General features: G+C 74.7%; 13 protein-coding genes. 10 read left to right on the top strand and 3 right to left on the bottom strand.

From position 1 onward, the window contains the following. The first annotated feature begins 73 nt into the window (after positions 1 to 73). From ACLWS4_RS06700 to sucD, 3 genes are all read left to right on the top strand, one after another. Positions 74 to 1,255 carry a VWA domain-containing protein gene (locus tag ACLWS4_RS06700; RefSeq protein ID WP_049659290.1) on the top strand — a complete coding sequence of 394 codons (1,182 nt, stop codon included), beginning with the start codon at positions 74 to 76 and terminating at the stop codon, positions 1,253 to 1,255. A 302-nt stretch (positions 1,256 to 1,557) separates the two neighbouring features. Next, positions 1,558 to 2,730, top strand: a complete 1,173-nt coding sequence (sucC, locus tag ACLWS4_RS06695) for an ADP-forming succinate--CoA ligase subunit beta (RefSeq protein ID WP_049659288.1) — start codon at positions 1,558 to 1,560, stop codon at positions 2,728 to 2,730. Positions 2,731 to 2,748: 18 nt separating this feature from the next. Further along, entirely contained in the window at positions 2,749 to 3,639 is an 891-nt protein-coding gene (gene sucD / locus ACLWS4_RS06690; protein WP_074003930.1) for a succinate--CoA ligase subunit alpha, read from the top strand. A 76-nt stretch (positions 3,640 to 3,715) separates the two neighbouring features. Here the strand turns inward: sucD and ACLWS4_RS06685 are convergent, their stop codons facing one another. Next, positions 3,716 to 5,791, bottom strand: coding sequence for a sigma factor-like helix-turn-helix DNA-binding protein (locus ACLWS4_RS06685; RefSeq protein WP_416873586.1), 2,076 nt, complete (start codon positions 5,789 to 5,791; stop codon positions 3,716 to 3,718). 132 nt (positions 5,792 to 5,923) lie between these two features. On the opposite strand from ACLWS4_RS06685, the gene ACLWS4_RS06680 reads away from it, so the two are divergent. Then, positions 5,924 to 7,417 (top strand): DUF6350 family protein, encoded by a 1,494-nt coding sequence (locus ACLWS4_RS06680; RefSeq protein ID WP_416873585.1) that lies wholly within the window; start codon positions 5,924 to 5,926, stop codon positions 7,415 to 7,417. A gap of 36 nt (positions 7,418 to 7,453) precedes the next feature. On the opposite strand, the gene ACLWS4_RS06675 is transcribed toward ACLWS4_RS06680, so the two are convergent. Further along, positions 7,454 to 8,107 carry a hypothetical protein gene (locus tag ACLWS4_RS06675; RefSeq protein ID WP_416873584.1) on the bottom strand — a complete coding sequence of 218 codons (654 nt, stop codon included), beginning with the start codon at positions 8,105 to 8,107 and terminating at the stop codon, positions 7,454 to 7,456. Positions 8,108 to 8,523: 416 nt separating this feature from the next. Here ACLWS4_RS06675 and purN point away from each other — a divergent pair, with 416 nt between their 5' ends. Both purN and purH read left to right on the top strand, forming a co-directional pair. Beyond that, positions 8,524 to 9,183, top strand: a complete 660-nt coding sequence (gene purN / locus ACLWS4_RS06670; protein ID WP_387829541.1) for a phosphoribosylglycinamide formyltransferase — start codon at positions 8,524 to 8,526, stop codon at positions 9,181 to 9,183. After that, positions 9,180 to 10,754, top strand: coding sequence for a bifunctional phosphoribosylaminoimidazolecarboxamide formyltransferase/IMP cyclohydrolase (purH, locus tag ACLWS4_RS06665; RefSeq protein ID WP_380744980.1), 1,575 nt, complete (start codon positions 9,180 to 9,182; stop codon positions 10,752 to 10,754). Before purN ends, purH begins: the two co-directional genes overlap by 4 nt. 96 nt (positions 10,755 to 10,850) lie before the next feature. On the opposite strand, the gene ACLWS4_RS06660 is transcribed toward purH, so the two are convergent. Further along, positions 10,851 to 11,462 (bottom strand): hypothetical protein, encoded by a 612-nt coding sequence (locus ACLWS4_RS06660; RefSeq protein ID WP_049654791.1) that lies wholly within the window; start codon positions 11,460 to 11,462, stop codon positions 10,851 to 10,853. 555 nt (positions 11,463 to 12,017) lie between these two features. Here ACLWS4_RS06660 and ACLWS4_RS06655 point away from each other — a divergent pair. The 4 genes from ACLWS4_RS06655 to ACLWS4_RS06640 all read left to right on the top strand — a co-directional run bounded on the left by ACLWS4_RS06655 (position 12,018) and on the right by ACLWS4_RS06640 (position 16,031). Then, entirely contained in the window at positions 12,018 to 12,872 is an 855-nt protein-coding gene (locus ACLWS4_RS06655) for a bifunctional methylenetetrahydrofolate dehydrogenase/methenyltetrahydrofolate cyclohydrolase (RefSeq protein WP_049654792.1), read from the top strand. 19 nt (positions 12,873 to 12,891) lie between these two features. Then, positions 12,892 to 13,317 carry a DUF3017 domain-containing protein gene (locus ACLWS4_RS06650; protein ID WP_049654793.1) on the top strand — a complete coding sequence of 142 codons (426 nt, stop codon included), beginning with the start codon at positions 12,892 to 12,894 and terminating at the stop codon, positions 13,315 to 13,317. 215 nt (positions 13,318 to 13,532) lie between these two features. Continuing rightward, positions 13,533 to 14,525, top strand: coding sequence for a malate dehydrogenase (locus tag ACLWS4_RS06645; protein WP_049654798.1), 993 nt, complete (start codon positions 13,533 to 13,535; stop codon positions 14,523 to 14,525). A 180-nt stretch (positions 14,526 to 14,705) separates the two neighbouring features. Continuing rightward, entirely contained in the window at positions 14,706 to 16,031 is a 1,326-nt protein-coding gene (locus tag ACLWS4_RS06640) for a hemolysin family protein (protein WP_049654801.1), read from the top strand. Positions 16,032 to 16,055: the final 24 nt, after the last annotated feature.

Raw genomic sequence — 16,055 nt, 5'->3', positions numbered from 1 at the left:
GCACACCCCACCCGTGACACCCGACACCCACGACACCCGACCCATGACGCCCGACCCGGCGAAGGAGGACGAGATGGCAGCGCCCACGACCGACGAACGGCTGCGCCGCTGGCGGCTGGTGCTCGGCGGTGAGGCCGACGGCACCGGCTGCACCCTGCGCGGCCGCGACGCCGCGATGGACGGCGCCCTCGGCGCGCTCTACCGCGGCGCCCCCGAGGAGGGCGCCCGGGCCGCCCGCGGCGGCCGCCGCAGTGCCGGGCTGGGCGGCTCGGCCCCGCAGGTGGCCCGCTGGCTGGGCGACATCCGCACGTACTTCCCGTCCACCGTCGTGCAGCTGATGCAGCAGGACGCGATCTCCCGGCTCGGCCTGGACCGGCTGCTGCTGGAGCCGGAGATGCTGGAGGCCGTCGAGCCGGACGTGCACCTGGTCGGCACCCTGCTGTCGCTCAAGCACGCGCTGCCCGAGACCACCCGGGAGACCGCCCGGGCGGTGGTCGGCAAGGTGGTCGCCGACCTGGAGCGCCGGCTCGCCGACCGCACCCGGGCCACCCTCGGCGGCGCCCTCGACCGCAGCGCCAAGGTCAACCGGCCCCGCCACCGCGACATCGACTGGGACCGCACCATCCGGGCCAACCTGAAGAACTACCTGCCCGAGCACGGCACCGTCGTCCCCGAGCGGCTGGTCGGCTACGCCCGCGCCCAGCGCGCCGTGAAGAAGGACGTCATCCTCTGCGTCGACCAGTCCGGCTCGATGGCGCCCTCGGTCGTCCACTCGGCGGTCTTCGGCGCGGTGCTCTCCTCGATGCGCACCCTGGACACCCGCCTGGTCGTCTTCGACACCTCGGTGGTCGACCTCACCGAGCAGCTCACCGACCCGGTCGACGTCCTGTTCGCCACCCAGCTCGGCGGCGGCACCGACATCAACCGCGCGCTCGCCTACTGCCAGTCGAGGATCACCCGGCCCTCCGAGACCGTCGTGGTGCTGATCAGCGACCTGTACGAGGGCGGCATCCGGGACGGCATGCTCAAGCGGGTCGCCGCGATGAAGGCGGCCGGCGTCCAGTTCATCGCCCTGCTGGCGCTCTCCGACGAGGGGGCCCCGGCGTACGACCACGCGCACGCCGCCGCCCTGGCCTCGCTCGGCGCCCCGGCCTTCGCCTGCACCCCGGACGCGTTCCCGGAGATCATGGCGGCGGCCATCGAGAAGCGCCCGATCCCGCGGGGCCTGATCAGGGGGGCCGACCAGGGGGCGTGAGGAATTCACCCGGACGCGCTAATCCGCGTGATCGGCGGACCGGCCGTCCACCCCGTCCCGCCGGGCTGTTTGTGACGGTTCTCACCCGGGGCGGACAGGCCCCGGGCGGAACTGCCCGGCCCTGCGGGGATAACCTGCCAGACGGACGTGACGCGCGTGTTGATTGACGTGAGCGCCCGTGGCTGTGTGGGCCGCAAGGCCGTACCTCTGCGTACCCGCACCGCCCCGACGACCCGCAGCGAAGATCCTGCCGTGGCACGCTCGTAGAGACACAATCCGCGACCACGAACAAGGACAAACACGTGGACCTGTTCGAGTACCAGGCGAGGGACCTCTTCGCCAAGCACGGTGTGCCCGTGCTTGACGGCGATGTCATCGAGACCGCCGCAGACGCTGCCGCCATCGCGGAGCGCTTCGGCGGCCGCGCCGTCGTCAAGGCTCAGGTGAAGGTGGGCGGCCGAGGCAAGGCCGGCGGCGTCAAGCTCGCCGCCGACCCGGCGGACGCCGTCGCCAAGGCCGAGCAGATCCTCGGCATGGACATCAAGGGCCACACCGTTCACAAGGTGATGCTGGCCCAGACCGCGGACATCAAGGACGAGTACTACGTCTCGTTCCTGCTGGACCGCACCAACCGCACCTTCCTGGCCATGGCCAGCGTCGAGGGCGGCGTGGAGATCGAGGTCGTCGCCGAGCAGAACCCCGAGGCGCTCGCCAAGATCCCGGTCGACGCCAACGAGGGCTGCACCCCGGAGAAGGCCGCCGAGATCGTCGCCGCGGCGAAGTTCCCGGCCGAGGTCGCCGACCAGGTCGCCGAGGTCCTGCAGAAGCTGTGGACCGTCTTCATCAAGGAGGACGCCCTCCTCGTCGAGGTCAACCCGCTGATCAAGTCCGGTGACGGCAAGATCATCGCGCTCGACGGCAAGGTCTCCCTGGACGAGAACGCCGAGTTCCGCCAGCCCGAGCACGAGGCCCTGGAGGACAAGGCCGCGGCCAACCCGCTGGAGGCCGCCGCCAAGGCCAAGGGCCTGAACTACGTCAAGCTCGACGGCCAGGTCGGCATCATCGGCAACGGCGCGGGCCTCGTCATGAGCACCCTCGACGTGGTCGCCTACGCCGGTGAGAACCACGGCGGCGTCAAGCCCGCCAACTTCCTCGACATCGGTGGCGGCGCGTCCGCCGAGGTGATGGCGAACGGCCTGGAGATCATCCTGGGCGACCCCGACGTCAAGTCGGTCTTCGTCAACGTCTTCGGCGGCATCACCGCGTGCGACGCGGTCGCCAACGGCATCGTGCAGGCCCTGGCGCTCCTGGAGAGCAAGGGCGAGAACGTCTCCAAGCCGCTGGTCGTCCGCCTGGACGGCAACAACGCGGAGCTGGGTCGCAAGATCCTCGACGACGCCAACCACCCGCTGGTGCAGCGCGTGGACACCATGGACGGCGCCGCTGACCGCGCCGCCGAGCTGGCCAACAAGTAAGGAAGGGGACTTAACACCATGGCTATCTTCCTTACCAAGGACAGCAAGGTCATCGTCCAGGGCATGACCGGCGCCGAGGGCATGAAGCACACCCGCCGCATGCTCGCCTCCGGCACCCAGATCGTCGGCGGCGTCAACCCGCGCAAGGCCGGTACCACGGTCGACGTCGACGGCACCGAGATCCCGGTCTTCGGCACCGTCGCCGAGGCCATGGAGAAGACCGGCGCCGACGTCACGGTCCTCTTCGTCCCGCCGGCCTTCACCAAGGCCGCCGCGATCGAGGCCATCGACGCCGAGATCGGCCTGGCCATCGTCATCACCGAGGGCGTCCCGGTGCACGACACCGCCGCCTTCTGGGCGCACGCCGGTGCCAAGGGCAACAAGACCCGCATCATCGGCCCGAACTGCCCGGGTCTGATCAGCCCCGGACAGTCGAACGCCGGCATCATCCCGGCCGACATCACCAGCTCCGGCAAGATCGGCCTGGTCTCGAAGTCCGGCACCCTGACCTACCAGCTCATGTACGAGCTGCGGGACATCGGCTTCACCTCGGCCGTGGGCATCGGTGGCGACCCGGTCATCGGCACCACCCACATCGACGCGCTCAAGGCCTTCCAGGAGGACCCGGAGACCGAGCTCATCGTCATGATCGGTGAGATCGGTGGCGACGCCGAGGAGCGTGCCGCGGCCTTCATCGCCGAGCACGTCACCAAGCCGGTCGTCGGCTACGTCGCCGGCTTCACCGCCCCCGAGGGCAAGACCATGGGCCACGCCGGCGCCATCGTCTCCGGCTCCTCGGGCACCGCCCAGGCGAAGAAGGAGGCCCTCGAGGCCGCCGGTGTCAAGGTCGGCAAGACGCCGTCCGAGACCGCCCGCCTGGCCCGCGAGATCATCGCCGCCCAGGGCTGATCCCGCCCCGCGCGTGACGAGCGCCCCCGCCCTCCCCGGGCGGGGGCGCTCGCCGTTTCCGGCGCGCCCCGGTCGCTCAGCGCTCCCTCGGCCCCGTGGTGCAGGGCAGCGGCGACCACAGCGGACAGGCCACCGGGCCCTGCGGCGGGGGAGCGGCGCCCCGGGCCGCCGCCGGCAGCTCCCAGCGCGCGGCCGCCTGCGGCCGCGGATCCACCAGGACGGCCTCCAGACCGGGCGCCGGGCTGCACCAGATGCTGGTGATGCCGTTCGGCGCCCCGCCCGGCAGCAGCGGCACACCCGGCCCCGCCGCGTTCGCCGCGTCCGCCGATTCCGCCGCCTCCGACCCGGGGGCGGGCGGAGCGGCGGGCAGACAGGCCGCGGGCGTCGGCGGGGCGGACGGCCGGAACAGCCCCGCCGGGCGCACCCCCGCCAGGGTCGCCAGCACCGCCCCGCCCACCGCGAGCGTCAGCAGCGCCGCCGCACCCGTCCGGCTCGCCGTCCAGAGCCGGTGCCGGGCCCGCAGCACCGCCACCGGCGCACGGTGCGGCTCCGGGCAGCCGCGCACCGCCGCCCGGTGCAGCAGCCCGCTCAGCCCGTCCGCGAAGCCCGGCTCCGCCGGATCCGGCCCGACCAGCTCCGGCACCCACTGCGCCAGCGCCGCCCGCGCCGCCCACACCCGCCCCTCGGCCGCCGCCCGCGTGGACTCCACCTCCACCGCGACCGCCGCCGCCGGGAACCCCAGGCCGTCGTGCAGCACCAGCGCCCGGCGCTGGGGGCGGGACAGCCGCTTCAGCGCCTTCAGCAGCGCCCGGTCCCGGTCGGTCAGCCGGTCGTGGTCCGGCAGGACCGCCTGCGACTCGTCGGCCGGCCGCACCCTGATCCGCCGGTGCGGCAGCCCCCAGGCGTGCGACCGCCGGGGCCCGCCCCGGTGCCACGGGGACAGCGCCAGCTCGCAGGCGCGCACCCGCACCCACCCCTCCGGGTTCCCCGAAGCGGTGACCGCGCCCCAGCTCCGGCGCGCCTCCCCGAACGCCCGCCGTACGCAGTGCACCGCCCGGTGCCGGCAGGCGGTCAGCAGGAACACCTGCTGCACCAGCCGGGTGTGGACGGTCTCGTAGAGCTCCTCGAAGGTGACCGCCGGGGCCTCCGCGTCGAGGTCGTCCTCCGCGCTCGAGGGCGCGGCGGCGGCCAGCGCCGCCCGGCCGGGGCTGACGGGGCCGCGCCCGGCGGGGGTGGCGTGCTCCTTCGGTGCCTGCCCGGGGTCGGCGGACGCGCGCTCCACGGGGGCGGGTGCCGGCTGTCCTCCGTCGGCATCCTGCGCGGCCGGGGCCCGGTACGGTGCGCCGCCGCGGGCGTCCGCGTCCGGGGCGGCCATCGGCGCGTGGCCGGGGCCTGCGGACGGGGAGTTCTCCGTCCGGCCCTGTCCGGTGTCGGGGGCGTCAGCGTGCCGACCGGGGTCGGCAGGGGGCGCCGACTCGCTTCCGCCGCCGGGTGGGCCGGGGTCGGCAGGGGCCGTCGGCTCGTGGTCCGTGGCGGCGCCTCCGGTCGGGAGCGCGGGCGTGCACGCCCCCTGTGCGCGCCCGGGGGTGGCGCCCCTTGTGGAGGCCTGGCGCGGATCCTCGGCCGGAGCCCCGGGGCTCGCGTCGCCGTCCACGCCCCGCGTCGGCCGGGTCGTCCGCGCGCGCTCGTCGGCGGTGGCCCGCGGGGTGCCGCCGGAGGGTGCCGGGGCGGGCTTCCCGCTCCGGGTGCGGCGCCGCTTCCCGGTCGCGTCCCCGCCTGCCCCCGTCCCCGTCCCCACCCCCGCTCCGGGGCCGGCAGCGGCCGGGTCGAGGCCGGCGGGGTTCGCCGGGCGCCCGGTCGGGCCGGGGTCCGGGGGGTGCGGCAGCGCGCCCGCCAGCAGGGCGAAGGCCTCCGCCTCGGTGCGGGTGCCGAGCTTGCGCAGGGCGCGCTGGAGGTAGCTGCGGGCGGTGTTCGGGGTGACCCCGAGGGCGGCGGCGGTGCGGGGGAGGTCGTGGCCGGCCGCGAGGTGGGCCAGGGTCTGGGCCTCACGGGGGGTCAGTTTCCGCAGCAGGCGGCCCGCGTCGGTCCCGGCATGGTCGGGCTTGCGGTGGCGCTCCGGGGTGGGGGAGTCGGCGGTGGGTGGCGTGGTCATCAGACGCTCCGGGCCGGGGCGCCGGCGGCTTGGGGGCAGGGTCTGAAAATGCGCATAAGCCAATAATCTGGGACACGGCGGCGGTTTGGCGCTTCACGGAGCATGGCGAGTCGCCTTGGCACCATGTGGCCCATGACGCAGCTGATGGGTCGTCCGATCCTGGAACCGCCCGGCGTGTTGGGCGGACGCCCCGCGCTGGCCGACCTGTTGGCGGGAGTGCGGACGGCGCTGGTCGGCCTGGCGGCGGTCGGGCTGCCGGTGCTCGGGCTCTGGATCGCGACGCCGTACGCGGACGACGGCGCGGCCGCTGTCACCCGGTTGGCGGGGGTGCTCTGGCTGCTCGGGCACGGGGCGCCGCTGCTGCGCGGGCCGACGGACGCCCCGCTGACCGTCACTCCGCTGCTGCTCGGCGTGCTGGCCGTGGTCCGGCTCCACCGGGCGGCCGCCGGGGTGGCGGCACGGCGCGGGCCGCGCCCGCGCTGGGGCGGCCCGGCGGCGGTGTGGGCGGGGTACTGCGCGGTGGCCGTGGGGGTGGCGCTGCACTGCGCGGGCGACGGGCTGTTCCGCAGCCGGGTGCTGCTGGACGTCCTGGTGGTGGCGTCGGTCGCGGGCCTGGCGACGGCCGCCGGGGCCCGTTCGGTGACCGTCCTCGACGTGCCGGCCGACTCCCCGCTGGACCTCCTCCCGCCCCCGTACCGCCCGGTCGACGGCGCGCCGGTGGTCCGGGCCGCGGCGCTGGCGGCCGGGGCCGGGCTGGTCGCGGCGGGCGGCCTGCTGGTGGTGTGCTCGGCGGTGCTGGACGCGGTGGCCGGCGGCGGGCGCGGGATGGCGCTGCTGGGGAGCGGGCCCGTCGCGGTGGTGGGGCTGCTGCTGCTCGCGCTGGTGCTGCTGCCGAACGCGGTGCTGTGGGGCGCGGCGTACGCGCTGGGTCCGGGCTTCGCGGTGGGCGCCGGGACGGTGGTGTCGCCGGTCGGTACGGCGCTGGGCCCGGTGCCGGAGTTCCCGCTGTTCGCCCTGCTGCCGGCGGACGGGCCGGGCGGCTGGCGGCTCGCGGTGTCGGTGCTGCCGCTGCTGGCCGGGGTGGTGCCGGCGGTGCTGCTGGGGCGGGCGGCGGCGGGCCGGCGGCTGCCGGGCGCCGGGTCGGGGGAGCGGCCCGAGCCGTGGCCGCCGGCCGCGACGGCGGTGGCCGCGCTGGCGGCGGCGCTGTCGGTCGGGGCCGGGGCAGCGGTGCTGGGCTGGCTCTCCGGCGGGGCGCTGGCGGGGGAGCGGCTGGCCTGGGTGGGGCCGGTGCCGTGGACGGGCCCGGCGGCGGCGGGCTGGATCGCGCTGGTCGCCGTCCCGGGCGCGCTGCTGGTCCGGTACCGCACGCTGGGCCCGGCGGACGGCGGGGGCGTGTACGCCCGGCTCGTGCGGCAGGCCCGCCGGGGCGCACTGGAACTGCGCGCCGGTACGTACGCCCTGGTGCTGCGGCTCTCCGGACCGGGCGTCGGGACCGCCGACGAACCGGGCCCCGAGGACCGGGACCCGGCCGGCCCTGAGGATCAGGCCGTCCGTACGGATCAGGCCGTCCGTACGGATCAGGCCGTCCGCACGGATCAGGCCGCCCGCGCGGACCGGACCGAATGAGCCGCCCGGGAGACCCGACCGGTCCCGGAGGCCCGGCTACTCGGCGTTCCCGGTGAAGTCCACGTACCACTGCGGCGCGTACCGGTCGCAGTTCTGGGCGCCGACGGAGGTCAGCGAGTCCTGGACGCAGGTGACGTACTCGCGGTAGTGGTACCCGAGGCCGATCACCGAGGTGGCGACCACGATGGTCATCGCGCCGGTCAGGATGCCGGCGAGCGCGGCCGGGGTGAGCGGGTTCGACGCGGGGGCGACGGGGTACGGGCCGCCCGGCCCGGCGAGCGCGCCGGCGGCCGGGGCGGGCCGCCGGGCCCGCAGCGCGCCGACGCCCCAGACGATGCCGAGCGCCCCGGCCAGCAGGGCGATCCAGTGGAACCCCGTGAACAGGCAGACCAGCGCGAACGGTCCGGCCAGCGCGGCGTTGCGGGCCTTGCGGTGGGCCGGGTCCGCGGGGTCGAGCCGGGGCGGCTGCGGGGCCGGCGGCCGCTGGCCGGGGCGGCCGTCGCCGCCGGGGCCCCACGGCGGCGGAAGCTGCGGGCGCCCGCCGTCCTCGCCGCCGGGGCCTGCGGGTCCGCCGGGGCCGTCCTGGCCCCCGCCGGCCCAGGGGCTGCGCGGCTGCCACGGCTGGTCCGGGGTATCCGCCGGCGGCGGCGCGAAGGGGTTGCGCTCGCCGGTGTCGTCGCCGCTGCTCATGGGTTCAGCCATTCCTTCTCGGTCGGGGCTCGTTCGGAGGTTCTCGGGTCGGAGCGGTCTTCCGCGCCCCAATGATCCCGCAGGCCGATCCGGCGGCCGTCCGGCGGGATGGTCCCGCGGCCGTCCGTCGGGCCGCCCGCTGCCCGTCGGCGGGCCGGTGCGGGCCGGGGCAACTCCGGTGCGGCGGGCCGGAGGAGATCCCCGTCTCAACTACGCGCGTAGCGCCGCCGGGAGGGTGCGGAGGCCGTCCGACCAGCCGTTATCGTGGTGACGGTCAGCAGCCCACAGAGGTTCCCCCGGGCCCGCGTCGCGGCGGGTTTCCCCGGAGTTCCCCCTCGCTCGACCTGCCGTTCGTAGTGGCCCCACCGCCGGTGGACGTACCAGCGGACGGCGCCCGACCTACGGAGAAACGCGCAGTGGCCGCCGCCCCCGCCCAGCACTTCCCGCCCCGTACGCCCGGACCGGCCCGCCTGGTCGTGCTGGTCTCCGGCTCCGGCACCAACCTGCAGGCGCTGATCGAGGCCGCCGCCGATCCGGCGTACGGCGCCGAGATCCTCGCCGTCGGTGCGGACCGGGACGGGATCGCCGGTCTGGAGCGGGCGGAGAAGGCGGGCCTGCCGACCTTCGTCCACCGGGTGAAGGACCACCCGGACCGGGCCGCCTGGGACCGCGCGCTGACCGCCTCCGTCGCCGAGTACCGGCCGGACCTGGTGGTCACGGCCGGTTTCATGAAGATCCTCGGCCCCGAGTTCATCGCCGCCTTCACCGGGCGGATCGTCAACACCCACCCCGCACTGCTGCCCGCCTTCCCCGGCGCCCACGGCGTCACCGACGCGCTCGCGTACGGGGTGAAGGTCACCGGCTGCACCGTCCACCTGGTCGACTCCGGCGTGGACACCGGGCCGATCATCGCGCAGGGCGTCGTCGAGGTCGTCGACGCCGACCACGCCGATGGCGGCGAAGCGCTGCACGAGCGCATCAAGACTGTCGAGCGCAAGCTGCTCGTCGACATCGTGGGCCGGCTGGCCCGCGAGGGTCACCGCATCGAGGACCGAAAGGTATGGATTCCGGCATGAGTGCCAGCTCCACCACGCCCGTTTCGGAGAACGTTCGTCCGATCCGTCGCGCGCTGATCAGCGTGTACGACAAGACCGGTCTGGAGGAGCTGGCCCAGGGCCTGCACGCCGCCGGGGTCGCCATCGTCTCCACCGGCTCCACCGCCGGCCGGATCGCCGCCGCCGGCGTCCCGGTGACCGAGGTCTCCGAGCTGACCGGCTTCCCGGAGTGCCTGGACGGGCGCGTGAAGACGCTGCACCCCCGCGTGCACGCCGGCGTGCTGGCCGACCTGCGACTGGAGTCGCACCGCGCCCAGCTGGCCGAGCTCGGCGTCGAGCCCTTCGACCTGGTCGTGGTGAATCTCTACCCGTTCAAGGCCACCGTCGCCTCCGGCGCCACCCCGGACGAGTGCGTCGAGCAGATCGACATCGGCGGCCCGAGCATGGTGCGCGCCGCCGCCAAGAACCACCCCTCGGTGGCCGTGGTGGTCGACCCGGCCCGCTACGGCGACGTGCTGAAGGCCGCCCAGGAGGGCGGCTTCGACCTGGCCACCCGCAAGCGCCTGGCCGGTGCCGCGTTCGCCCACACCGCCGCCTACGACGTGGCCGTCGCCTCCTGGTTCGAGGCCGGCTACGCGCCCAGCGACGAGCGCTTCCCCGAGTTCCTCGGCGCCACCTGGGAGCGCCAGAACGTGCTGCGCTACGGCGAGAACCCGCACCAGGGCGCCGCGCTGTACAGCGACGGCACCGGCGGCCTGGCCGGCGCGCAGCAGCTGCACGGCAAGGAGATGTCGTACAACAACTACGTCGACACCGACGCCGCCCGCCGCGCCGCCTACGACCACGCCGAGCCGGCCGTCGCGATCATCAAGCACGCCAACCCGTGCGGCATCGCGACCGGCGCCGACGTCGCCGAGGCGCACCGCAAGGCCCACGAGTGCGACCCGGTCTCCGCGTACGGCGGCGTGATCGCCGTCAACCGCCCGGTCACCGTGGCGCTGGCCGAGCAGATCGCCCCGATCTTCACCGAGGTCGTCGTGGCCCCCGGCTACGAGGAGGGCGCCCTGGAGGTGCTCACCCGCAAGAAGAACCTGCGGGTGCTGCTCGCCCCCGAGGCCCCGGCCAACCGCCAGGAGGTGCGCCCGGTCTCCGGCGGCGTGCTGCTCCAGGACGCCGACCGGGTGCACGCCGAGGGCGACGACCCGGCGAACTGGACCCTCGCCACCGGCGAGGCGCTGACCGCGGCCGAGCTGGCCGAGCTGGCCTTCGCCTGGCGGGCCTGCCGGGCCGTCAAGTCCAACGCGATCCTGCTGGCCAAGGACGGCGCCTCGGTCGGCGTCGGCATGGGCCAGGTCAACCGGGTGGACTCCTGCAAGCTCGCGGTCGAGCGGGCCGGCGAGCGCGCCAAGGGCGCCTACGCGGCCTCGGACGCCTTCTTCCCGTTCGCGGACGGTCCGGCGATCCTGATCGCGGCCGGCGTCAAGGCGATCGTCCAGCCCGGCGGCTCGATCCGTGACGAGGAGGTCGTCGCGGCGGCCGCCGAGGCCGGCGTGACCATGTACTTCACCGGCGCGCGGCACTTCTTCCACTGATCCCGCCGCCGGCGTGACGGCGTGACGGAACGACAGAGCGGCCCGGCCCCCTCCGAGGAGGGAGCCGGGCCGCTCCGGCGTGGTCCTGCGGGCCGGTCAGTACCGCGGCCGGTTGAACCAGTTGACGCCGTCCTGGACGCACATGGCGGTGATCCAGATGATGCTGATCGCCAGCCAGAGCAGGGCCATGACCAGGCCGACCGCGGTGCCGCCGGTGATGGCGCCCAGCAGGATCAGCAGGCCGATCAGGGCGCCGAGCGAGCCGTACACGATGGTGGTGACCCGGACGGCGTTGCCGCCCTTGCCGAACTTCGCGCCGAGCGTGATGGAGAGCGCGGCGAACAGGCCGAACAGCACGGCGACGACGATCAGGACGCCGGCGGCGGCGTCGCCCAGCGCGGTGAACGGGTTGTCCTCGCTCGCGGCCCGGGTGGCGTTGGTGGCGTCCTTGGCGACCGCCCCGATGACCATGTAGAGGATCGCGAGCAGCGTCTGCACGCCGCCGACTATGAACAGCAGCACGCGGGCGGTGGTCACCAGGCCCGGCATGGACGGCGGGGCCATCGGCGCGTAGCCGTAGGCCGGGGCGGCCTGCGGGTAGCCGTAGCCCGGGGCGGCCTGCGGCGGCGGGGCCTGCTGCGGGTAGCCGTAGCCCGGGGCGGCCTGCGGCTGGCCGTACGGGTTGTTCGGGTCGGGCGGGTAACTCATGGATGCCTCCGGGCAGTTGCGGGGACGCGGGGACGGGACGCTGACGGCCCGGTGCCGACCGGTGACAAGGGTCACCGGCCGAAGGGGACGTTAGCCGAGCGGGGTGACAGCCCGGCGGCGGTGACGGGCGCCGCGGCTCGGCAGCGTGGTGAGCGTCAGGGGCGCGAGGCAGCCGACGGGTGCGGTGCGGGCGGGACGGTGCCCCCGCGGTCGGACTGCTGGCTCTGCTCTGGTCGGCTCACTGGCTCTTTCCCCCGGGTACGCCCCACCGCGGGTCCGTCGGCCCGTCACCGGGCCGGTTCGCGGCGGGAATGCGCTTATCGTCATCCGGACGACGGCGCCCTGTCCAGCCGGTTCCGCGTGCCGCGCCGAGACTGTGGCGCAACCGCAATGTGCGGTGGACCTTCGTACCCGTCCGTTCACCCGCCGGTTCCCCCACCCGGCCACCAGCCCGGCCGGGCGCCCGTTCCCCGGCCCGGCCACCCCCGGAACCGTGGCCCGAGCGGTCGGACGCCCTCGGTACGGAGACCCCCGGCGATCCGGGAGAATGGGGTCATGACTGCCCAGATTCTCGATGGCAAGGCCACCGCCGCCGCGATCAAGTCCGAACTCGCCGCCCGCGTGGCGGCCCTCAAGGCGAAGGGCGTCACGCCCGGCCTCGGCACCGTCCTGGTCGGCGACGACCCGGGCAGCCGCTGGTACGTGAACGGGAAGCACAAGGACTGCGCCGAGGTCGGCATCGCCTCGATCCAGCGCGAGCTGCCCGCCACCGCCACCCAGGAGGACGTGGAGAACGTCGTCCGCGAGCTCAACGCCGACCCGACCTGCACCGGCTACATCGTCCAGCTGCCGCTGCCCAAGGGCCTGGACCAGAACCCGGTCCTGGAGCTGATGGACCCGGACAAGGACGCCGACGGCCTGCACCCGACCTCGCTCGGCCGGCTCGCCCTGGGCATCGACGGCCCGCTGCCGTGCACCCCGCTCGGCATCGTCGAGCTGCTGCGCCGCCACGACGTCGAGATCAACGGCGCCGAGGTGGTCGTGGTCGGCCGCGGCATCACCGTCGGCCGTTCGATCGGCCTGCTGCTGACCCGCCGCAGCGAGAACGCCACCGTCACCCTGTGCCACACCGGCACCCGGGACCTCGGCGCCCACCTGCGCAAGGCCGACATCATCGTGGCCGCCGCCGGCGTGCCGCACCTGGTCAAGCCGGAGGACGTCAAGCCGGGCGCGGCGGTGCTGGACGTGGGCGTCAGCCGCAGCGAGGGCAAGATCGTCGGCGACGTGCACCCGGGGGTGGCCGAGGTGGCCGGCTGGATCTCCCCGAACCCCGGCGGCGTGGGCCCGATGACCCGCGCGATGCTGCTCAACAACATCGTCGAGGCGGCCGAGCGCCGCGCCGGCATCTGACACCCCAGGGACGGCGAGCATGACTGAACCGCGATCGGCCCGGTCCCGCCGCAGGCCGGTCAAGACCACCGGCACCCTGCCGCCCGAGGGCTCGGCCGCGGCCCTCGGACGCGATCACGCCCTGCCGGTCCGGCAGTGGCCGATCACGCTCGTCCTGCTGGTCGTCGGCGCCGGCCTCGCGGTCACCTGGTTCGCCGACTTCAAGGACGGCTTCAAGTACGGGCTGCTGATCCTCGGCGGCGGCGTGCTGCTCGGCGCGGTGCTGCGGCTGGTGCTGCCCGAGGTCGGGATGCTGGCGGTGCGCAGCCGCTTCACCGACGTGATCGTGCTGAGCTTCCTGGGCCTCTCGATCGTGCTGCTGACCCTGGTGGCGCAGCCGAACCCGTGGGTGCAGATCCCGTTGCTCGACAACATCGGCCAGCTGATGGGCCGGCCCCGGCACTGACCCGCGGCCCGTGACGGCCCCCGCCCGACGCCATGGAAATCCAGGGCCCGGGCGGGGGCCGCCTTTCTTCTGTGACGCATCAGCCACGCCGGGACACCAGGCGTACGCTTCCCTTTGCGATAACCTGACGCCGGTCTCTCGACGTCGAGAGAGATCATCCTGGCTCCAGTGCCGGTGTGCCTGGGGCGCCTGGCGATTTGCTGGAGAAGGTAGAAATGACCCGCACCCCCGTCAACGTCACCATCACCGGCGCGGCCGGCCAGATCGGCTACGCGCTGCTCTTCCGCATCGCCTCGGGCCACCTGCTCGGCGCCGACGTGCCGGTGAACCTGCGCCTCCTGGAGATCCCGCAGGGCCTCAAGGCCGCCGAGGGCACCGCCATGGAGCTCGTCGACTGCGCCTTCCCGCTGCTGCGCGACATCACCATCACGGACAACCCGAACGAGGCCTTCGACGGCGCCAACGTCGCGCTGCTGGTCGGCGCCCGTCCGCGCACCGCGGGCATGGAGCGCGGCGACCTGCTGCAGGCCAACGGCGGCATCTTCGGCCCGCAGGGCAAGGCCATCAACGACCACGCCGCGGACGACATCAAGGTCCTGGTCGTCGGCAACCCGGCCAACACCAACGCCCTGATCGCCCAGCGCAACGCCCCGGACGTCCCGGCCGAGCGCTTCACCGCGATGACCCGCCTGGACCACAACCGCGCCGTCGGCCAGCTGTCCGCCAAGACCGGCGCCCTGGTCTCGGACATCAAGCGCGTCACCATCTGGGGCAACCACTCCGCGACCCAGTACCCGGACGTCTTCCAGGCCGAGATCGCCGGCAAGCCGGCCTTCGAGGCCGTCGGCAGCGACCTGGCCTGGCTGGAGAACGACTTCATCCCGACCGTCGCCAAGCGCGGCGCCGCCATCATCGAGGCCCGTGGCGCCTCCTCGGCCGCCTCGGCCGCCAACGCCGCCATCGACCACGTGCACACCTGGGTCAACGGCACCGCCGAGGGCGACTGGACCTCCATGGGTGTCGTCTCCGACGGCTCCTACGGCGTTCCGGAGGGCCTGATCTCCTCCTTCCCGGTCACCACCAAGGACGGCAAGTTCGAGATCGTCCAGGGCCTGGAGATCTCCGACTTCTCGCGCGCCCGCATCGACGCCTCGGTCAAGGAGCTGACCGAGGAGCGCGACGCGGTCCAGGAGCTGGGCCTCATCTGAGCCCGCCCCGCACGGCTCCACCGGCGGCCCGCCGCTTCCTTCCCGGAAGCGGCGGGCCGCCGCCGTGTCCGGACCGGGCTCCGCCGTCGTGCGGGCCCGGGTTCCGCGGCGGCGTCCGGACCGGTGCTCCGCCGTCGTGTCCGGCCCCGGCCGGTACCGGCCGTCCTACACTGGCCCGCTGTGAACGAAACACTCGGGGACGCCGCGCTCGTCCTCGTCTTCATCCTGCTGGGCGGGTTGTTCAACGTCGCCGAGATCTCGCTGATCTCGCTGCGCGAGGGCCAGATCCGGACGCTGGAGGCGCACGGCACCCGCCGCGCCGCCCGGGCCGCGCACCTGGCCGCCGACCCCAACCGCTTCCTGGCCGCCGTCCAGGTCGGGGTGACCTGCATGGGCTTCCTGTCCGCCGCCTTCGGCGCGGACACCCTGGCCGGCAAGGTCGCCCCGCTGTTCGTCCGGGCCGGGCTGTCCGAGGGCGTGGCCGCCGCGGTGGCCCTGGTCGGCCTCACCCTGGTGATCAGCTACGCCTCGCTGGTGCTGGGCGAGCTGACCCCCAAGCGGATCGGCCTGCAGCGCGCCGAGTCGATCGCGGTCGTCGCCGCCCCGGTGGTGGACGTGATGTCGGTGGTGCTGCGGCCGGTGATCTGGCTGCTCGGCCACTCCACCAACCTGATGGTCCGGCTGCTCGGCGGCGACCCGACCGCGGGCCGCGGCTCGATGAGCTCCGAGGAGCTGCGCGGCCTGGTCGCCGCCAATACCGAACTCGGAAGCGACGAACGGGCGTTGATCGCCGACGTGTTCTCCGCCGGGGAGCGCCAGCTGCGCGAGGTGATGGTCCCGCGCACCGAGGTGACCTTCCTGGACGCCGAGCGCCCGCTGGCCGCCGTCCGGCACCAGGCCGACACCTCGCCGCACTCGCGCTACCCGGTGGTCGAGGGCAGCGCCGACGCGGTGGTCGGCTTCGTCCACGTCCGCGACCTGTACGGCGCGCGCGGCGAGCAGGCCGTCAAGGTCCGTGACCTGGCCCGCCCGGTGAAGCTGCTGCCCGGCACCAAGCGGGTGCTGGAGGCGATGGGCGAGATGCGCCGGGAGGGCCACCACCTGGCCATCGTGGTGGACGAGTACGGCGGCACCGCCGGGATCGTCACCCTGGAGGACCTGGTCGAGGAGGTGATCGGCGAGATCCGGGACGAGTACGACAGCCCGGCGGCCGCCCCCACCCGGCGGCTGGCCGGCGGCGGCATGGAGCTGGACGGTCTGCTCAACCTCGGCGACTTCGCCGAGGAGACCGGCGTCACCCTGCCCGAGGGCCCGTACGAGACGGTGGCCGGCTGCCTGGTCGCCGCGCTCGGCCGGCTGCCCCGGGACGGCGACCAGGTGCGGGTGCCCGTCGAGGGGGGCGGCGGGGTGCTGCTGACGGTGGCCAAGGTCGAGGGCCGGCGGATCGCCCGGGTGGGGGTGAGTGCGGTCACACTGGCCGAGCCCGCGGGGGCGGAGGTTTCCTGAGCGGTCGGTGGAACTGGAAGAATG

This window comes from Kitasatospora sp. SC0581, from assembly GCF_048159585.1.
In the GTDB taxonomy this organism is placed as follows: domain Bacteria; phylum Actinomycetota; class Actinomycetes; order Streptomycetales; family Streptomycetaceae; genus Kitasatospora.
The sequence above is the reverse complement of the archived record's forward strand: the minus strand, read 5'-3'. Positions and strand labels throughout refer to the sequence as shown.